This window comes from Chitinolyticbacter albus (genome assembly GCF_024437655.1).
GTDB classification, from domain to species: Bacteria; Pseudomonadota; Gammaproteobacteria; order Burkholderiales; family Chitinibacteraceae; genus Chitinolyticbacter; species Chitinolyticbacter albus.
Window position 1 is genome coordinate 46483 of the sequence record NZ_JANBVF010000007.1, and the last position, 14626, is coordinate 61108.

General features: G+C 65.9%; 18 protein-coding genes. 11 read left to right on the plus strand and 7 right to left on the minus strand.

Features of this window, described 5'->3' with window-relative positions:
• Position 1: 1 nt before the first annotated feature.
• Positions 2 to 262 carry a hypothetical protein gene (locus NLI84_RS06175; RefSeq protein ID WP_255988936.1) on the plus strand — a complete coding sequence of 87 codons (261 nt, stop codon included), beginning with the start codon at positions 2 to 4 and terminating at the stop codon, positions 260 to 262.
• A 53-nt stretch (positions 263 to 315) separates the two neighbouring features.
• Here the strand turns inward: NLI84_RS06175 and NLI84_RS06180 are convergent, their stop codons facing one another.
• The 3 genes from NLI84_RS06180 to NLI84_RS06190 all read right to left on the minus strand — a co-directional run bounded on the left by NLI84_RS06180 (position 316) and on the right by NLI84_RS06190 (position 2980).
• Positions 316 to 1590 carry an O-acetylhomoserine aminocarboxypropyltransferase/cysteine synthase family protein gene (locus NLI84_RS06180; protein WP_255988938.1) on the minus strand — a complete coding sequence of 425 codons (1275 nt, stop codon included), beginning with the start codon at positions 1588 to 1590 and terminating at the stop codon, positions 316 to 318.
• Positions 1591 to 1694: 104 nt separating this feature from the next.
• Positions 1695 to 2096 carry a ubiquinone anaerobic biosynthesis accessory factor UbiT gene (gene ubiT / locus NLI84_RS06185; protein ID WP_373316906.1) on the minus strand — a complete coding sequence of 134 codons (402 nt, stop codon included), beginning with the start codon at positions 2094 to 2096 and terminating at the stop codon, positions 1695 to 1697.
• Positions 2093 to 2980, minus strand: a complete 888-nt coding sequence (locus tag NLI84_RS06190; RefSeq protein ID WP_255988939.1) for a U32 family peptidase — start codon at positions 2978 to 2980, stop codon at positions 2093 to 2095. Before NLI84_RS06190 ends, ubiT begins: the two co-directional genes overlap by 4 nt.
• A 172-nt stretch (positions 2981 to 3152) precedes the next feature.
• Between NLI84_RS06190 and NLI84_RS06195 the strand changes: the two genes are divergently transcribed.
• Positions 3153 to 4319 (plus strand): HD-GYP domain-containing protein, encoded by a 1167-nt coding sequence (locus tag NLI84_RS06195; RefSeq protein WP_255988941.1) that lies wholly within the window; start codon positions 3153 to 3155, stop codon positions 4317 to 4319.
• 11 nt (positions 4320 to 4330) lie between these two features.
• Here the strand turns inward: NLI84_RS06195 and ubiU are convergent, their stop codons facing one another.
• The gene (ubiU, locus tag NLI84_RS06200; RefSeq protein WP_255988997.1) at positions 4331 to 5329 is read right to left on the minus strand and encodes a ubiquinone anaerobic biosynthesis protein UbiU; all 999 of its coding nucleotides are present in this window, start codon (positions 5327 to 5329) and stop codon (positions 4331 to 4333) included.
• Between the two features lie 86 nt (positions 5330 to 5415).
• Entirely contained in the window at positions 5416 to 6294 is an 879-nt protein-coding gene (locus tag NLI84_RS06205) for an AraC family transcriptional regulator (protein ID WP_255988942.1), read from the minus strand.
• A gap of 107 nt (positions 6295 to 6401) precedes the next feature.
• Here NLI84_RS06205 and NLI84_RS06210 point away from each other — a divergent pair, with 107 nt between their 5' ends.
• Genes NLI84_RS06210 through NLI84_RS06225 form a run of 4 tightly spaced genes read left to right on the plus strand, consistent with a single transcriptional unit; the run spans position 6402 to position 9411 of the window.
• On the plus strand, positions 6402 to 7406 hold the full coding sequence (locus tag NLI84_RS06210) for an ABC transporter ATP-binding protein (protein ID WP_255988944.1): 1005 nt from the start codon (positions 6402 to 6404) through the stop codon (positions 7404 to 7406).
• Entirely contained in the window at positions 7403 to 8188 is a 786-nt protein-coding gene (locus tag NLI84_RS06215) for an ABC transporter permease (protein WP_255988945.1), read from the plus strand. Before NLI84_RS06210 ends, NLI84_RS06215 begins: the two co-directional genes overlap by 4 nt.
• A gap of 1 nt (position 8189) precedes the next feature.
• Complete coding sequence (locus NLI84_RS06220) at positions 8190 to 8627, plus strand: GNAT family N-acetyltransferase (RefSeq protein ID WP_255988947.1); 438 nt, start codon at positions 8190 to 8192, stop codon at positions 8625 to 8627.
• 1 nt (position 8628) lies between these two features.
• The gene (locus NLI84_RS06225) at positions 8629 to 9411 is read left to right on the plus strand and encodes an ABC-2 family transporter protein (protein ID WP_255988949.1); all 783 of its coding nucleotides are present in this window, start codon (positions 8629 to 8631) and stop codon (positions 9409 to 9411) included.
• A 117-nt stretch (positions 9412 to 9528) separates the two neighbouring features.
• On the opposite strand, the gene NLI84_RS06230 is transcribed toward NLI84_RS06225, so the two are convergent.
• Complete coding sequence (locus NLI84_RS06230; RefSeq protein ID WP_255988950.1) at positions 9529 to 10125, minus strand: short chain dehydrogenase; 597 nt, start codon at positions 10123 to 10125, stop codon at positions 9529 to 9531.
• Between the two features lie 89 nt (positions 10126 to 10214).
• On the opposite strand from NLI84_RS06230, the gene NLI84_RS06235 reads away from it, so the two are divergent.
• The 3 genes from NLI84_RS06235 (at position 10215) to NLI84_RS06245 (ending at position 12079) form a co-directional block, all read left to right on the plus strand.
• Positions 10215 to 11165, plus strand: coding sequence for a LysR family transcriptional regulator (locus tag NLI84_RS06235; RefSeq protein WP_255988952.1), 951 nt, complete (start codon positions 10215 to 10217; stop codon positions 11163 to 11165).
• Positions 11166 to 11168: 3 nt separating this feature from the next.
• Entirely contained in the window at positions 11169 to 11618 is a 450-nt protein-coding gene (locus NLI84_RS06240; RefSeq protein ID WP_255988953.1) for a YaiI/YqxD family protein, read from the plus strand.
• Between the two features lie 113 nt (positions 11619 to 11731).
• Entirely contained in the window at positions 11732 to 12079 is a 348-nt protein-coding gene (locus NLI84_RS06245; RefSeq protein ID WP_255988954.1) for a hypothetical protein, read from the plus strand.
• A 23-nt stretch (positions 12080 to 12102) separates the two neighbouring features.
• Here NLI84_RS06245 and NLI84_RS06250 read toward each other — a convergent pair whose 3' ends face one another.
• Entirely contained in the window at positions 12103 to 13446 is a 1344-nt protein-coding gene (locus NLI84_RS06250) for a D-amino acid dehydrogenase (RefSeq protein WP_373316908.1), read from the minus strand.
• An 81-nt stretch (positions 13447 to 13527) separates the two neighbouring features.
• Here NLI84_RS06250 and NLI84_RS06255 point away from each other — a divergent pair, with 81 nt between their 5' ends.
• Positions 13528 to 14016, plus strand: coding sequence for an Lrp/AsnC ligand binding domain-containing protein (locus NLI84_RS06255; protein ID WP_255988957.1), 489 nt, complete (start codon positions 13528 to 13530; stop codon positions 14014 to 14016).
• A 43-nt stretch (positions 14017 to 14059) separates the two neighbouring features.
• Positions 14060 to 14626 (plus strand): thioredoxin family protein, encoded by a 567-nt coding sequence (locus NLI84_RS06260; RefSeq protein ID WP_255988958.1) that lies wholly within the window; start codon positions 14060 to 14062, stop codon positions 14624 to 14626.

Sequence of the window (14626 nt, forward strand, 5' to 3'; positions counted from 1 at the left end):
CATGAAGATCGTTCGCGCCATCGAAGTCTGGGAAAAGGGAATGGACGGCGCCTTTCTCGCCCACTTAGCCCTTGCCGAAACGATCTCACCGGTGTTCCTGCTCTCGCTGTTCGAACAGGAGCAGGACAAGCCGGACCCGGACATGAAGCTGTCCTACATGCTCGACGCCGAACGCGTCGCCAAGCTGCAACCCTACGTGGCCGAGCAGCTGGATCCGGCGCAGTACGACTACATCCTCACCGCCTACGGCGTACCCGACTGACATCCGCCGCGCAGCAGGCCCGCCCGGCGACCGGGCAGGCCCTGCTGCATCGCTCAAGCCGCTGCGGCGAGTGCTTGCTCCAGATCGGCGAGGATGTCTTCGATGTGCTCGATGCCGATCGACAGCCGCACCGTCTCCTCGGTCACCCCCGCCTTCTTCAGTTCATCAGGCGAGAGCTGGCGGTGCGTGGTGCTGGCCGGGTGGCAAGCGAGACTCTTGGCGTCGCCGATGTTCACCAGCCGCGTCACCAGCTGCAATGCATCCTGAAAGCGCGCCCCGGCCTCGCGGCCGCCCTTCACACCGAAGGTCAACAGCCCCGAGGCCTTGCCGCCGAAATACTTGTCGATCAGCGGCCGCGATTCGTGCCCTGGCAGGCCGGCGTAGTTCACCCATTCCACCGCGCGGTGGCCTTGCAGGAACTCGGCCACCTTGAGCGCGTTCTCGCTGTGCCGCTCCATGCGCAGTGCCAGAGTTTCCAGCCCCTGCAGGATCAAAAAGGCGTTGAACGGCGACAGCGCGGCGCCGGTATTGCGCAGCGGCACCACGCGCGCGCGGCCGATATAGGCGGCGGGGCCGAGCGCATCGGTGTAGACCACGCCGTGGTAGCTCACGTCCGGCTCGTTCAGCCGGCGAAAACGCGCCTTGTGCTCGGCCCACGGAAACTTGCCCGAATCGACGATGATGCCAGCCACGCTGTTGCCGTGGCCGCCGATGTACTTGGTCAGCGAATGCACGACGATGTCGGCGCCGTGCTCGATCGGCCGGGTCAGGTACGGGGACGGCACGGTGTTGTCGACGATCAGCGGCAGGCCATTGCGGTGCGCGACCTCGGCAAAAGCGCCGAAATCAACCACGTTGCCGAGCGGGTTGCCGATCGATTCGACAAACACCGCCTTGGTGCGCGCATCGACCAGCGCCGAGATCGCATCAGGATCGCGATAATCGACGAAACGCACCTCGATGCCGTACTGCGGCAGCGTGTGCGCGAACAGGTTGTAGGTGCCGCCATACAGCGTGGACGTGGCGATGATGTTGTCGCCCGCCTCGGCGATGGTCTGGATCGCGTAGGTGATCGCCGCCTGGCCCGAGGCCAGCGCCAAGCCGGCGATGCCACCTTCCAGCGCGGCAACGCGCTTTTCCAGCACGTCGTTGGTCGGGTTCATGATGCGGCTGTAGATGTTGCCCGCCACCTTGAGGTCGAACAGGTCCGCGCCGTGCTGGGTGTCGTCGAAGGCGTAGCTCACCGTCTGGTAGATCGGCACCGCCACCGCGCGGGTGGTCGGATCGGGGCTGTAGCCGGCGTGGATGGCCTGGGTGTCGAACTTCATCGTGCACTCCTGCAATGGGTGGGAACTGAGGGCAATCTAGCAGCCGACTTCTAGCGCAGAAAGAAACTTGCGCTTGCTTGCTTATCGCCATTGGCGATAAAGGATCACGATATCACCGGATGCAGCTTGTGCCAGTCGGTGGCGTCAAGCAGGTTCTTCAATTGCAGCCCCAGTTCCACGTCGCCCTCGATGCGCAGCCGCCGCTGAAAGAACAGCGTGTCCGGATCCTCGCTGCGCCGCGCCAGATGCAGGTAGTCGGCCAAGCTGGCAATGAAACGGCAGTCCGCCGCGTCGCGGCTCGCCACGAAGCGCTCGCCATCGAAGGTCAGCGTCACGCCACGATCCGGGCCCGCGACCTCGAAACGCAAGCGACGCCCGATCAGCCAGTCGAACGGCTCTTCCGGCCAGAGCCGGCGTCGCGCCAGGTTGAGCGCGGCCGCGGCCGCATGGCTGGGTGGCGCCTCCGGCAGCAGCGCAGCCAGCCGCATCCATGGCTGCCGCGTCATGCTGCCTGCCCCTGTGGATCGGCGATGCCGGCGGTGCCGCGCCAGTAGCCATCGACCAGCCCTTCCGGATTCCAGTGCGGCCAGTCGGGCTCGACCGTCTCGCCACGCAAGCGCGCGGCGTAGGCGGCGACGATCTCGGCGGTGTGGTGCGCCTGCGGGCTGATCCGCACATGGCTGACACCCAGGCCAGCGAGCCCTTCCAGGTGCGTCCACAGTGCGTGGCAGGCGGCGGACTGGGTCTGGATACCGTTGATGCGCAGGAAGGGGGTTTCATCTTGCGTGCCCAGCACCAGCCCGTCCGGGTGCTGCAGGCAGACGAATTCGCAGCCATCCTTGTTCAGGCTGTGATGGCGGGCGGTAAAACAGCGCGCAGAGTACGCCAACGGCAGGCGGCCGTGACCGAACACTTCCGTCTCTATGGGCAGCGTGGCCTCGGCCAGCACCGCGGCAATGGCATCGCGCCCCAGTTCCAGCGGCGGCAACCAGCGTATGGCGCCCGCGCGTACCATCCAGTCCAGCGTGGCGCCGTTGTAGATATTGAGCTGGGCCCCGGCAACGAAGGCAACGCCTGCCTCACGCGCCAGTTGCACCGCACCCAGATCGCCCGCCTCGGTGATGCAGCCGCTATCGACCAACCTGCGCGCCAGGGCCATATCGCCGGCCGATTCGATCAACGCCTGGCTCGCCAGCACCGGCGTCTTGCCGGCTTCTGCCAGCATGGCGGCCAGCGCCAGCCAGTCGGCGATGCGCAACTCGTGCCGTCGCCCGCAGACCGCTTCGCCCAGATAGACCTCGTCGATCGGCCATTCGGCCACCGCCTCATAGAAGGCCAGCGTCGTCGCGCGAGGCCAGTAATACAACAAGGGACCGAGCGTCAGCTTCATACTTTCATTTATCCTGGTTTGTTGTAAAACAACAATTTATTCAACGAATTATGTTGCACTATGATCTTGTTTCGTCTTCGGATTTGGACATCTCCACCAACAGGCCTAGTATGTAAGAAAATGCTGTTGTAACGCGCTCACTAGGTATGCAGAGTAAGCACAGGAGGCGCTTATGGATTACTCCCGAATACGGCCAGCCGATGTCCAAGTAGGGCAGGCATTGCCGTGGGATGTATTCGACAGCCGGGGTCTGTTGCTGCTGTCGCGCGGCCAGGTGGTCTCCGGCGACACGCAGTTGGAACGGCTGCTGGAAATTGGTGTATTCGCGGAAAGCGCCGCGCTGGAACGCACGCGCGGCACGCAGAACAAATCCAAGATGACGATAGGCTCGGCACGGCCGCCTTCCGTGCTGAACATGTTCGACGGCGTGCGGCGCAAGCTGGATCAGCTGGTGGTCAACCTTGCCACCCATGTCGAGCAGCAAACGCTGGGAGGCGCGATCGCGGAACTCGCAGCGGTGATCGAGAACGGCAGCCGCTACGACCCCGATGTCTCGATTGCGGTGGTGCTGCTGCGCCAGGAAGGCCGCTACGCCACCCGGCACATGGTCAATGTCGCCATCGTCGTGCGACTGGTCGCCGTATCGATGGGACTGGCGCCCGAACAGGTGCGCTCCGTCGTCTGCGCCGCGCTGACAATGAACCTGACCATGGTCGCGCTGCAGGAATTGCTGCAGCAGCAGACCGAGCCGCTGTCGCCGCAACAGCGCGAAGTGCTGGAACGCCACCCGGAAGACGCCGTTGCGCTGCTGCAGCGCGCCGGTGTCACCGACGAAGTCTGGCTGCACGCCGTGCTGCAGCATCACGAACATTTGGACGGCAGCGGGTATCCGGCAAAGCTGATCGGCGACGCCATCAATCCTGGGGCGCAACTGCTGGCGCTGGCCGACCTGTTCTGCGCCCGCGTCACGCCACGCGCCTACCGCCCGGCGGTGTCGTCCAACGTGGCCCTGCGCGGCATCCTGCTCGAACGCGGCAAGGGCATCGATCCGGTGCTGTCCGGCCACTTCATCAAGACGCTGGGCGTTTATCCGCCGGGCTTGATGGTGCGACTGATCAATGGCGAAGTCGGCGTTGTCGCCAAGCAAGGCAGCAAGGCCAACTGCCCCATCGTCGCCAGCCTGATCGGCCCACGCGGTGCGCCGATGACGCTGGTACTGCGGCGTGATACGGCGCTTGAACTCTACGCCATCCGCGAGACAGTCGATCCCAAGGAATTCTCGGCCTTTGTGCGGCTCGAGGCGGTGTGGGGCGATACCGCACGACTGACCGAGGCCTGAGGCGCGCATCACTATCGCCAGGGCCGGCTGTAGGCACCCAGCGTCTGCTGGTGTCCTTCGGAGACATTGGCAAGCGCCGTATCCCACGAGCGCTTCACCGAATAACCGGGCCGCGCGGCCGCATCCAGCGCCGCACGCAAGGTGGCGGTCACGCCGGCGACGTAAGCCGGGCTGCGCTGACGCCCCTCGACCTTGATCGCGGCGACGCCGGCGCGGATCAGCTCGGGCAGGATGGCCAGCGTATTGAGGCTGGTCGGCTCCTCCAGCGCGTAATAGGTGTCGCCGGCCACCTCGAAGCGGCCCTTGCACAGCGTGGGATAGCCGGCGGGATCGCCCGGCGCGTAACGATCGATCAGCACGCCGGACAACCGCGCCTCGGTATGACCGTTCACATCGTGCCAGCGCACCGCGCTGGCCGGCGAACATACGCCCGCCGTATTGGGTGAGGCGCCAGTCGCGTAGCTCGACAGGATGCAGCGGCCTTCGACCATCACGCACAGGCTGCCGAAGCCGAACACTTCGATCTCCACTTCGGTCTGTGCGATCACCTGCTGCACCTGCGCCAGGGTCAGCACCCGCGGCAGCACCGCGCGGCGGATGCCGAAGCATTCGTGCGCCAGGCGGATCGCCGCCGGATTGGTCGCCGAGCCCTGCACCGACAGGTGCAGCCGCAGTTGCGGATGGACACGATGCGCGTAGTCGAGCAAGCCCACGTCGGCGATGATGACCGCGTCCGCACCCAGTTCGGCCGCAGCATCGACTGCGCGCTGCCATTGCCGGGTTTGCCCGCCTTGGGCGTAGGTATTGATGGCCACCAGCAATTCGCGGCCATGGCGGCGTACATAGGCCAGCCCTTCGCGCAACTGCGTGTCGCCAAAGTTCAGGCCTGCGAAATTGCGCGCGTTGGTCGCGTCGCGAAACCCCACATAGACCGCATCGGCGCCCGCATCAACGGCGGCGCGCAACGCCGGCAGGCTACCGGCGGGACAGACGAGCTTGGGGCTGGACAGGGCTGACAAGGCGGGCGCTCCCCGATGAAGTGCAGGGAGCTTAGAGACGCGTTGCGCCCCATTCTTTGCTCCAGATCAAGGCCGCGTCACGTGCCGATGCGCAATCCGGCTATCGCGCTGGGCACCACGCCATGATGCTGGCGAAAGCGCCGCGAAAAGCTCGCCACTTCCTGGTAGCCAACGGCGGCGGCCACGTCGCCAACGCGCACGCCAGTGACCAGCAGCTCGCGGGCACGCTGCATGCGCAGCGCCAGCACCTTCTGCCCCGGCGATTGGCCATAGTGCTGCAGGCAGAGCCGGTGCAGATGCGCGTGGGCCACGCCGAGCCGTGCCGCGAGTTCGGCCACCGGCCAGTCGTGGCCGGGTTGGGCCGCCACCTCGGCGAACACCCGCTGCAGCCGCTGTGCCCAGCCATCCTGCTGGCGCTGCCTGCCCAGCGCGCGCTCCAGCAGCCGGGCAACCAGATCGAGCACCGGCACCACCAGCGTCTCGGTCTCACCCTCGTTATGGCACTGCGCCTCGCGCTGCAGCCACGACACGGCATCCCACAAACTGGCACCTTCGCCGCCGGCAAGCACATAGGGCTGTGGCCGGTACAGGTGCTGCCAGCGCGGCTCGTCACGTAGCAGGAACCACACATGCCGAAACGTGGCGTCGCCGGTTCGGCGAAAGCCGCCGTGGCGCAGCGCCGGCATTACGCCACAGTCGCCAGGCGCCAGCGTCCAGCTGGCCTTGCCGTCGAACAGCTCGGCTTCACCGGCGAGGCTGAACACCACCGCGTGAAACGGTGCATCGAGCCGCTCCACCTCACAGAGGCCGGTTGGGCTGGCAACACCGCACATGAAGATGCCGCGCGAACGCATCGGTGGGTAGGACGCCCGGTGAAATACGTGGGCACCGACCTGGCGCGGCGGCTCGCTCGCCAGGCCATCGGATTCGAAACGCTCGGAGTAGATCGTGGCCATGCTGGAATGGTGAGAGTTTTAGACAAATCACCGGCAAAAATCCGACATTCCGCTGACGATCCGAGTCCGGTAGCTTAACGGTTTACCGACAGCCCAGCCACCGCGCCATGACCGCCATCATCGTCGCCGACCAACTCAGCCGCATCTACCGCAGCCCCCGTCCCGCATCGAACTGGCGCGAGCGACTGACCCATCTGATTCGGCCTCGCTTTGACGATGCACTGTCGGTCGACGCCGTCAGCTTCGAGGTGGCGCGTGGCGAATGCGTGGCGCTGGTCGGGCCCAACGGCGCCGGCAAATCGACCACCATCAAGATGCTGACCGGTGTGCTGGCACCCAGCAGCGGCCGGGTGATGGTAGCCGGGTTCGATCCGCAACGGCAGCGCCGCGACTACGTGAAGCGCATCGGCGTGGTGTTCGGCCAGCGCTCGCAGCTGTGGTGGGATCTGCCGGTACGCGATTCCTTCCGCATATTGCAATCGCTGTTCGATATTCCCGACGCGGTTTACCAGCAGCAACTGGCACTGTTCCGCCGCGAAGGCGGGCTGGACGAATTCTGGCAGCGCCCGGCGCGCACGCTGAGCCTGGGCCAGCGCATGCTGTGCGAGATCGCGGCAAGCTTTCTGCACGCGCCGGACGTGGTGTTCCTCGATGAGCCGACCATCGGGCTCGATCTGGAAATGAAGGCGCGGATGCGCGCGCTGATCGGCCAGCTCAACCGCGAAGCCGGAACCACGGTGCTGATCACCTCGCACGACGTGGGCGACATCGAAAAGCTGACGCAGCGGCTGCTCTTGATCGATCACGGCCAGTTGCGCTTTGACGGCAGCCTCGCGCACTTCAAGGCCCACGCCGGCGACGGCCGCTGGTGGGCGGCGCGACTGGCCGAAGGTCAGCACCACGCCGCGTCGCAAGCGCTCACCGCCCACCCGCTCGCCCCGGTGGTGCGACAGAACGGCGACTGGCTGGAAGTGGCCCGACTCGACACGCTGCCGTTCGCCGAGTTGTTGCAGCTCTTGGCGCCCTTTGCCGTGCACGAAATCAAGCCGGTAGAACAGGGGCTGGAAGAATTGCTGCACGGCTTCTACCTCGCCAGCAAGGGCGCGGCATGAGACATGCGCTGCAAGCCGGTGCGGCCCTGGTCTGGGCCAGTGCGCGCATCACCGCCACCGACCGCAAGGGCCGGCTGATCCTCACGCTGGGTTATCTACTGGGAATGTGGCTGCTGTTCTGGCTGTGGCGCGGTATTTACGCCGCCGACCCGCACCGTGCCGGCCTCGATTTCGCCACCGCGCTCGCCCACGTCGCCACCGCGCAGACGCTGTTCGCGCTTCTGCATACCAGCGCCGACTGGACGCTGGCGCGCGAGATCCGCTCGGGCGAAGTCGCAGCGCAGCTGATCCAGCCGGTGAACCTGTGCTGGCGTCATGGCGCCCAGGCGCTGGGACGCGTACTGGCCAAGCTCGTCTACACGTTGCCGGCGCTACTGCTGTTCCTCTGGTGGGCGGGTCTTGCGCTACGGCCCGCCAGCTGGCTGGTGGCGCTGATCTCCGTGCTGCTGAGCTTCGTCTTGCTGTTCTGCATCGCCTTCGTCACCGGGCTCGCCGGCTTTCTCGCTACCGACCTGTGGGGCATCACTGCCAGCAAGGACGCTCTGGTGCAGTTCCTAGGCGGCGCACTGATCCCGCTGGCCTTCTTCCCCCCGGCTGCGCAGGCCGCGCTGCACTGGCTGCCGTTCGCCCATTTCTTCAACACCCCCGTGGCCTACCTCACCGGCCAGACTGCTGCGCTGACACCATTGCTGCTGCAAGCGGCGTGGACCGTCGTCTTCGTGCTCGGCGCAGAATGGGCGGCGCGACAGATTCAGCGCCGGCTGGTGATCTTTGGAGCTTGATATGCCCAACCCTGTTGTCTTCGATTTCGACCTTGCCGCCATGGACTGGCCGCGCATCACCGGCTGGCTCGCCAGCAGCTACTGGTCGCCGGGTATCAGCCAGCGCTATGTCGAGCAGGGCGCGCGCGCCTCCACCGTGGTGATTGGCGCCTTTGTCGATGGCGTACAGGTGGGCTATGGGCGCGCAGTGAGCGACACCGTGCGCTTCCTCTACCTCGCCGACATCTACGTCGATGAGGCCTGGCGCGGTCGCGGCATCGCTAGCGAACTGGTGCGGCAACTGCTGGCGCATCCGCTGCTCGCCCAAGTGGCCAGCGGCTATCTGCTGACCGGCGACGCGCACGCGCTGTATCGCCGCTTCGGTTTCGACACCTATCCGACGCCGGAGCGCTTCATACTGCGCCGCAATCCGGACGCGCTCGACTTCACGGAAGACTGAGATGAGCTATTTCGCCGCCTACGGCCGGCTGATCGCTGCCGACGCCAAGGTCAAGCTGGCCAATCGCGCCGATTTCGCCTTCATTCTGCTCGGCATGATCGCCACCTCGCTCTCGAGTGGCGCCGCGCTCTACCTGATGGTGGGCCAGGGCGGCACCATGGCAGGCTACAGCCGGTATGAACTCGTGTTCATGCAGGGCTTCATGTTCTGCACCTACGCCTTCGAGAGCAGCTTCTGCAATGCGATGTACATGCTGGAAACCTGGCTGAAGAACGGCAACTTCGTGCGCTACTACCTGCGCCCAGTACACCCGATCAAGACGCTGCTGCTGGAACGCTTCCACCCGCAAGGGATCATCGTGCTCGGCGTCGGCCTCGCCTTCTGCGGCTTCGCGCTGGCGCACCTGCCCGATCTGGTCGACGCGCGCTTCGTGCTCGCCTTCCTGCTGCTATGGCCGCTGGCGGCGCTGCTGCTCACCACCATCAATCTTGCAGCCATCTCCAGCTGCTTCTTCGTCGGCGAGTTTTTCCCGGTGTTCCATACCGTGGGCAAGATCACCGACATGTCGCGCTATCCGTTCGAGGTCTTCCCCAAACTGATGCGCCACGCCTTCCAGCTGTTGCCGCTGGCCGGCCTTGTCTGGTTGCCCTGCCAGGTATTGCTGCGCGGCGAGCCGCTGCTACCCATCCTGGCAGGCATGCTGCTGCTCGCCGCGGTCAGCCTCGGCCTGCTCAACTGGCAATGGCGCGCCGGCATGCGACGCTGGGCCGGCGCCGGCGGCTAGGAGCTGCAAACAAAACCCAGCGCAGCGGTTCTGGCAAGAAGTACGAAACGCAGACAGTACAAGCGTACGGCAAGTGAGTGCGACGCAGCCGGAACGGTTTTGTCTGCTACACGAGGCTCAATACACCCGGTAGACCCGGCCAGTGTCGCGCCCTTCCACGCTGCGGCGGTACGCCAGCGCGGCGCGGGCGGCGGGTACCGGCTCGAAGCCGCGCAGGTAGTCACCGTAGACCGGCACCGATTCGACCAGCATGCCGGGGCTGACCACGTTGATGCGCAGGCCGCGCGGCAGCTCGATGGCGGCGGCAACGGCGAAGGCATCGATCGCGGCCGAGCTCATGGTCATCGCGCTGCCGTATGGAATCGGCTCGTGCGACAGGATGCCGCTGGTCAGCGTGAAGCTGCCGCCCTCGTTCAGCACCTGCTGGCCCGCCAGCACCACGTTCACCTGACCCAGGAGCTTGTCGTTGAACGAAGTACGGTACTGCTCCACGGTGAATTCGGTGAGCGGCACCATCACACCGCCGCCGGCCGCGACCACCACCGCATCGAGCGGCCCGGCTTCGCGGTACATGCTGGCCACGCTGCCTTCGTGCTTGATGTCGACCCGCAGATCGCCGCTGCTGCGCCCGGCGGTGACGAGTTCGTGGGCGGCGAGTTCGCGGGTGATGGCCTGGCCCAGCGTGCCGTGGGCGCCGATGATGAGAATACGCATGGTCTTGCTCCTTGTTGTTGACGAAAACCATGTTATTCCTCGCAACATCGCGCGATAATCGGCATAGGATCGAACATATCGTCAATCAGATGGAAACAATAACCAGCGCCGGACAACAGATGCAATGGGCGATCGCCTTCGCCGCAGTCGCCGAGCACGGCAGCTTCACTGCGGCTGCCACCGCGCTCGCCTGCTCCAAGGCGCTGGTCAGCAAGCAGGTGGCGCAGCTGGAAACACTGCTCGGCACACAGTTGCTGTTCCGCAGCACCCGCAAGCTCAGCCTCACCGAGTCCGGCCGGCTTTACCTGGAGCACTGTCGCCACTGGCAGGCGGGGCTGAGTGCCGCACGCCAGGCCGTGGCCGAGCTGGGGCAGGAAATAGCCGGCACGGTGCGGCTGACGGTGCCGACGAGCTTCGGCGGCGTGTTCATGGCCGATGCGCTGATCGCGCTGCGCGAACGTCACCCCGGGCTGCAGATCGAGCTCGACCTCAGCCGGGAAGCACGCGATCTGGAAGCCGACGGCTTCGATGCCGCGATCCGCTCGCACCTGCCGCCACCGGAGCGGCTGGTGGCCAAGCCGCTCGCCATGGCGCAGGATTGGCTGGTGGCCGCACCCGCGCTGGTCGATCGCCTCGGCCCCCCGCAGCAACCGGCCGACCTCGCCGCGTGGCCCTGCCTTGCCAACAGCTTCTTCCGCCAGGATCTGCCGTGGCCACTCAGTCGCGACAGCCAACTTTTCAGCGCAAGCGGTCACGCTGCGCTGCGTGCCAACGATTACCAGCTGTTGCGCAATCTGGCACTGGCCGCCGCTGGCGCGCTGCGCATCCCGGCCTACCTGGTCTCGCCCGACGTCGCGGCCGGACGCCTGCTTCGGCTGCTACCGGACTACGCGCTGCCGGCGCAGCCCTTGTACCTGATCTATCCGCAGCGTCTGCCTCAGCCGGCCAAGGTGCGCGCGCTGGTCGACTTTCTCGTCGACTGGTTCATCCAGCCACAACAGGCCGCCCTGCTGGGGCACGCCATCAAAAAGGAATATTGAGATATGCAGATCTGGGTCGACGCCGACGCCTGCCCGCGCGTGATCAAGGACATCCTGTTCCGCGCCGCCGAGCGCGCGCAGGTGCGCACCACGCTGGTCGCCAATCAGTTGCTGGCCGTGCCGCCGTCACCATGGATCACGGCGTTGCAGGTGCCACATGGCTTCGATGTGGCCGACGACGAAATCGTGCGGCGCGTCGAGGCGGGCGATCTCGTCATCACCGCCGACATCCCCCTTGCCTCGGCGGTGATCGAGCGCGGCGCACTGGTGCTGGACCCGCGCGGTGAACGGCTCACTCCAGAAAACATCCGTGAGCGCCTCAACCTGCGCGATTTCATGCAAGGGCTGCGCGATGCCGGCGTCGAGACCGGCGGCCCCGCCAGCCTCAACCAGTCCGACCGCCAGGCCTTCGCCCGCGCGCTCGATACGCTGCTTGCCAAGCGCCCCAAGTGATAAGCCGGCCACAGCACGACCCACATCGGATGACGAGAGGGCAATCCGGGCAATGGGCAGTGACAGCCCGCAGGCATAAGTTGACGGCTTTCAGCCTGCAAGGAGCACACACGATGTCCACCCCCTTAGATGGCGCCTGGGAACTCCTGGGCGGACGCTGCGACGACAACGGCGAAACGCTGCACTACGAAAGCCTGGGCATGCGCTCGCGCAAGCTTTTGGCCGGTGGCTATTTCACTTTCGTGAGCCACCAGGGCGACAAGTTCTGGTCATCCGGCAGCGGCCGCTACGCGCTCGACGGCGAGCAATACACCGAAACCCCGGACATGGGCACGTTTCCCGCCGCCGCGATGCGCCCCTACGTGTTCCGCGCCCGGGTGCAAGGCGACGACTGGCACAACGAGCGCTGGGAAAACGGCGTCTGCGTCGAAGTCGAGCACTGGCGCCGCATCGGCAGCTAGCCCGGCTCGTGCCAGCCGGGGCCTCAGGCATGTACCGGTTGCCGGCCACCCTGTGGCACCGGGCGCGGTGCGGCAGCCGGGCGCTGATAGCGCGCCAGCGACAGGCCGGCCACGTCGATTTCCGGCACTCGGCCGGTGACGAGATCGGCCACCACCCGGCCCGAACCACACGCCATGGTCCAGCCCAGCGTGCCGTGCCCCGTATTGAGGAACACATTGCGCAGCGCGGTGCCGCATACCAGTGGCGTGCCGTCCGGCGTCATCGGCCGCAGTCCGGCCCAGGCCTCGGCCTGCTCGGGATCGCCCGCATCGGGGAACAGGTCGCGGGTGACCATACGCAGCGTGGCAATGCGCGCCGGATCGAGCCGGCGATCGTAACCGACGAGCTCGGCCATGCCGCCCACGCGCAGCCGATTATCAAAGCGGGTCAGCGCGATCTTGTAGGTTTCATCGAGCACGGTGGAACGTGGTGCGGCATCCGGGTCGTCGGCATGGAGCACCAGCGGCATGGTCAGCGAATAGCCCTTGACCGGGTAGATCGGCAGATCCAGACCCAGCGGCGCGGCAAGCTCGCGGCTGGCGCAGCCGGCGGCGATCACCAGCGCGTCGGTGGCCAGCGCCTCACCGTCGTCCAGTTCAATGCCGGTGACGCGGCCACGCTCGACGATCAACCGTTCCACTTCGACGAGATAGCGGAAATCGACGCCTACCGCGCGTGCCGCAGCTTCCAGTTGTTGGATGAACAGCCGGCAATCGCCGGTTTCGTCGTTGGGCATCTGCAGGCCGCCAGCGAGCTTGCCGGACACGCGTTCCAGCGCCGGCTCCACCTCGGCCAGTTCGTCGACGTCGAGCAGCCGATGCGGCACGCCCAGGCTGGCAAGGATGGCGGCGTCGCGCCGGGCGCCTTCCATCTGCGCGGCGCTGCGCAACAACTGCAGCGTACCGAGGCTGCGCGCCTCGTAATTGATCCCAAGGCTGGCACGTAGCCGGCGCAATTCGTCGCGGCTGTATTCGGCCAGCGCCACCATGCGCGACTTGTTGCGCTCATACGCAGCCGGGGTGCAGTTGGCCAGCAGCCGCGCCATCCAGGAAAGCTGGAACAGGCTGCCGTCGGGCCGGATGCGCAGCGGTGCATGACGCTGCAGCAGCCAACGCATCGCCTTCAGCGGCACGCCGGGCGCAGCCCAGGGCGCGGCGTAGCCGGGCGACACCTGTCCGGCGTTGGCGTAACTGGTTTCCTCCGCCGGCGCGGCATGCCGCTCCAGCACCGTGACTTCACAGCCGGCCTGCCGCAAGTACCAAGCGGCAGTCACGCCTACTACGCCTGCGCCGATCACAGTGACTTTCATGGTCCACCTCGGATGCAACTGCGTGGTCGATACTGCGAGTATATTGACCAATAAGCAGCGTTTTCCTCTGATGGTGATCGGATTTTTGGAGGTTTATCGATGAGAACCCAATACAAGGCCGGGCGCGAACTGGACCGCATCGACTACCGAATCCTCAAGGCACTGCAGGCCAACGCGCGGCTCTCCATCACCGAACTGGCCGAGCGGGTCGGCCTCACCGCCACGCCGTGCGCCGAACGGGTGAAGCGGCTGGAGGAATCCGGGGTCATTACCGGCTACCACGCACGGCTCAACCCGCAAAAGCTCGATGCGCCGCTCTTGGTATTCGTCGAGCTCAAGCTCTCGCACAAGTCGGGCGACATCTTCGATGACTTCCGCCGCACCGTGGCCACCATCCCCGAAGTGCTGGAATGCCATTTGATCGCCGGCGATTTCGACTACCTGCTCAAGGCCCGGCTACCGGACATGACACACTACCGGCGCCTTCTGGGCGACATCCTGCTGCGGCTACCGGGCGCCGCCGAATCGCGCAGCTATATCGTGATGGAAGAAGTGAAGGAAACGCAGGCACTGCCGTTGCCGGACTAGCGCAATCAATACCACGCCCAGACACACACGAAAGGAAAACACCATGGCCCTCACCCCTTCCACCATGCTGCCGCTCGGCAGCTCCCTGCCCGGCTTCGCGTTGCCGGACGGTACTGGCCGCATTTACCGCCACGCCGAACTGCTCGGCCCCAAGGGGCTGTTCGTGATCTTCATCTGCAACCACTGCCCATACGTGAAGCACATCAACGCTGCGCTCGCGCCGCTCGGCGCCGAGTTCGCGGCCCAGGGTGTCGGCATGGTGGCGATCTCGGCTAACGATGTCGCGAACTACCCGGCCGACGCGCCCGAACTGATGGTCACGCACGCTGCCGAGCACGGCTACACCTTTCCCTATCTCTACGACGAGAGCCAGGCCGTTGCCCGAGCGTTCGATGCGGCGTGCACGCCCGATCTCTACCTGTTTGACGCGCACGGCAAGCTCACCTACCGCGGCCAGTTCGATGACACCCGCCCGGGTGGCGCCCCGGCGACCGGCACCGCCATTCGCACCGCCGCCGCCGCGCTGGTCGCGGGCGAGCCGCCCCTGACCGAGCAACTGCCCAGCGTAGGCTGCAACATCAAGTGGAAGAAGGCTGACTTAAGCAAGTGA

What these genes read in the sequence shown, in the direction of transcription:
- NLI84_RS06175 (WP_255988936.1), top strand. Translation starts at nt 2, where the DNA reads ATGAAGATCGTTCGCGCCATCGAAGTCTGGGAAAAGGGAATGGACGGC.
- NLI84_RS06180 (WP_255988938.1), bottom strand. Translation starts at nt 1,590, where the DNA reads ATGAAGTTCGACACCCAGGCCATCCACGCCGGCTACAGCCCCGATCCG.
- ubiT (WP_373316906.1), bottom strand. Translation starts at nt 2,096, where the DNA reads ATGACGCGGCAGCCATGGATGCGGCTGGCTGCGCTGCTGCCGGAGGCG.
- NLI84_RS06190 (WP_255988939.1), bottom strand. Translation starts at nt 2,980, where the DNA reads ATGAAGCTGACGCTCGGTCCCTTGTTGTATTACTGGCCTCGCGCGACG.
- NLI84_RS06195 (WP_255988941.1), top strand. Translation starts at nt 3,153, where the DNA reads ATGGATTACTCCCGAATACGGCCAGCCGATGTCCAAGTAGGGCAGGCA.
- NLI84_RS06205 (WP_255988942.1), bottom strand. Translation starts at nt 6,294, where the DNA reads ATGGCCACGATCTACTCCGAGCGTTTCGAATCCGATGGCCTGGCGAGC.
- NLI84_RS06210 (WP_255988944.1), top strand. Translation starts at nt 6,402, where the DNA reads ATGACCGCCATCATCGTCGCCGACCAACTCAGCCGCATCTACCGCAGC.
- NLI84_RS06215 (WP_255988945.1), top strand. Translation starts at nt 7,403, where the DNA reads ATGAGACATGCGCTGCAAGCCGGTGCGGCCCTGGTCTGGGCCAGTGCG.
- NLI84_RS06220 (WP_255988947.1), top strand. Translation starts at nt 8,190, where the DNA reads ATGCCCAACCCTGTTGTCTTCGATTTCGACCTTGCCGCCATGGACTGG.
- NLI84_RS06225 (WP_255988949.1), top strand. Translation starts at nt 8,629, where the DNA reads ATGAGCTATTTCGCCGCCTACGGCCGGCTGATCGCTGCCGACGCCAAG.
- NLI84_RS06230 (WP_255988950.1), bottom strand. Translation starts at nt 10,125, where the DNA reads ATGCGTATTCTCATCATCGGCGCCCACGGCACGCTGGGCCAGGCCATC.
- NLI84_RS06235 (WP_255988952.1), top strand. Translation starts at nt 10,215, where the DNA reads ATGGAAACAATAACCAGCGCCGGACAACAGATGCAATGGGCGATCGCC.
- NLI84_RS06240 (WP_255988953.1), top strand. Translation starts at nt 11,169, where the DNA reads ATGCAGATCTGGGTCGACGCCGACGCCTGCCCGCGCGTGATCAAGGAC.
- NLI84_RS06245 (WP_255988954.1), top strand. Translation starts at nt 11,732, where the DNA reads ATGTCCACCCCCTTAGATGGCGCCTGGGAACTCCTGGGCGGACGCTGC.
- NLI84_RS06255 (WP_255988957.1), top strand. Translation starts at nt 13,528, where the DNA reads ATGAGAACCCAATACAAGGCCGGGCGCGAACTGGACCGCATCGACTAC.
- NLI84_RS06260 (WP_255988958.1), top strand. Translation starts at nt 14,060, where the DNA reads ATGGCCCTCACCCCTTCCACCATGCTGCCGCTCGGCAGCTCCCTGCCC.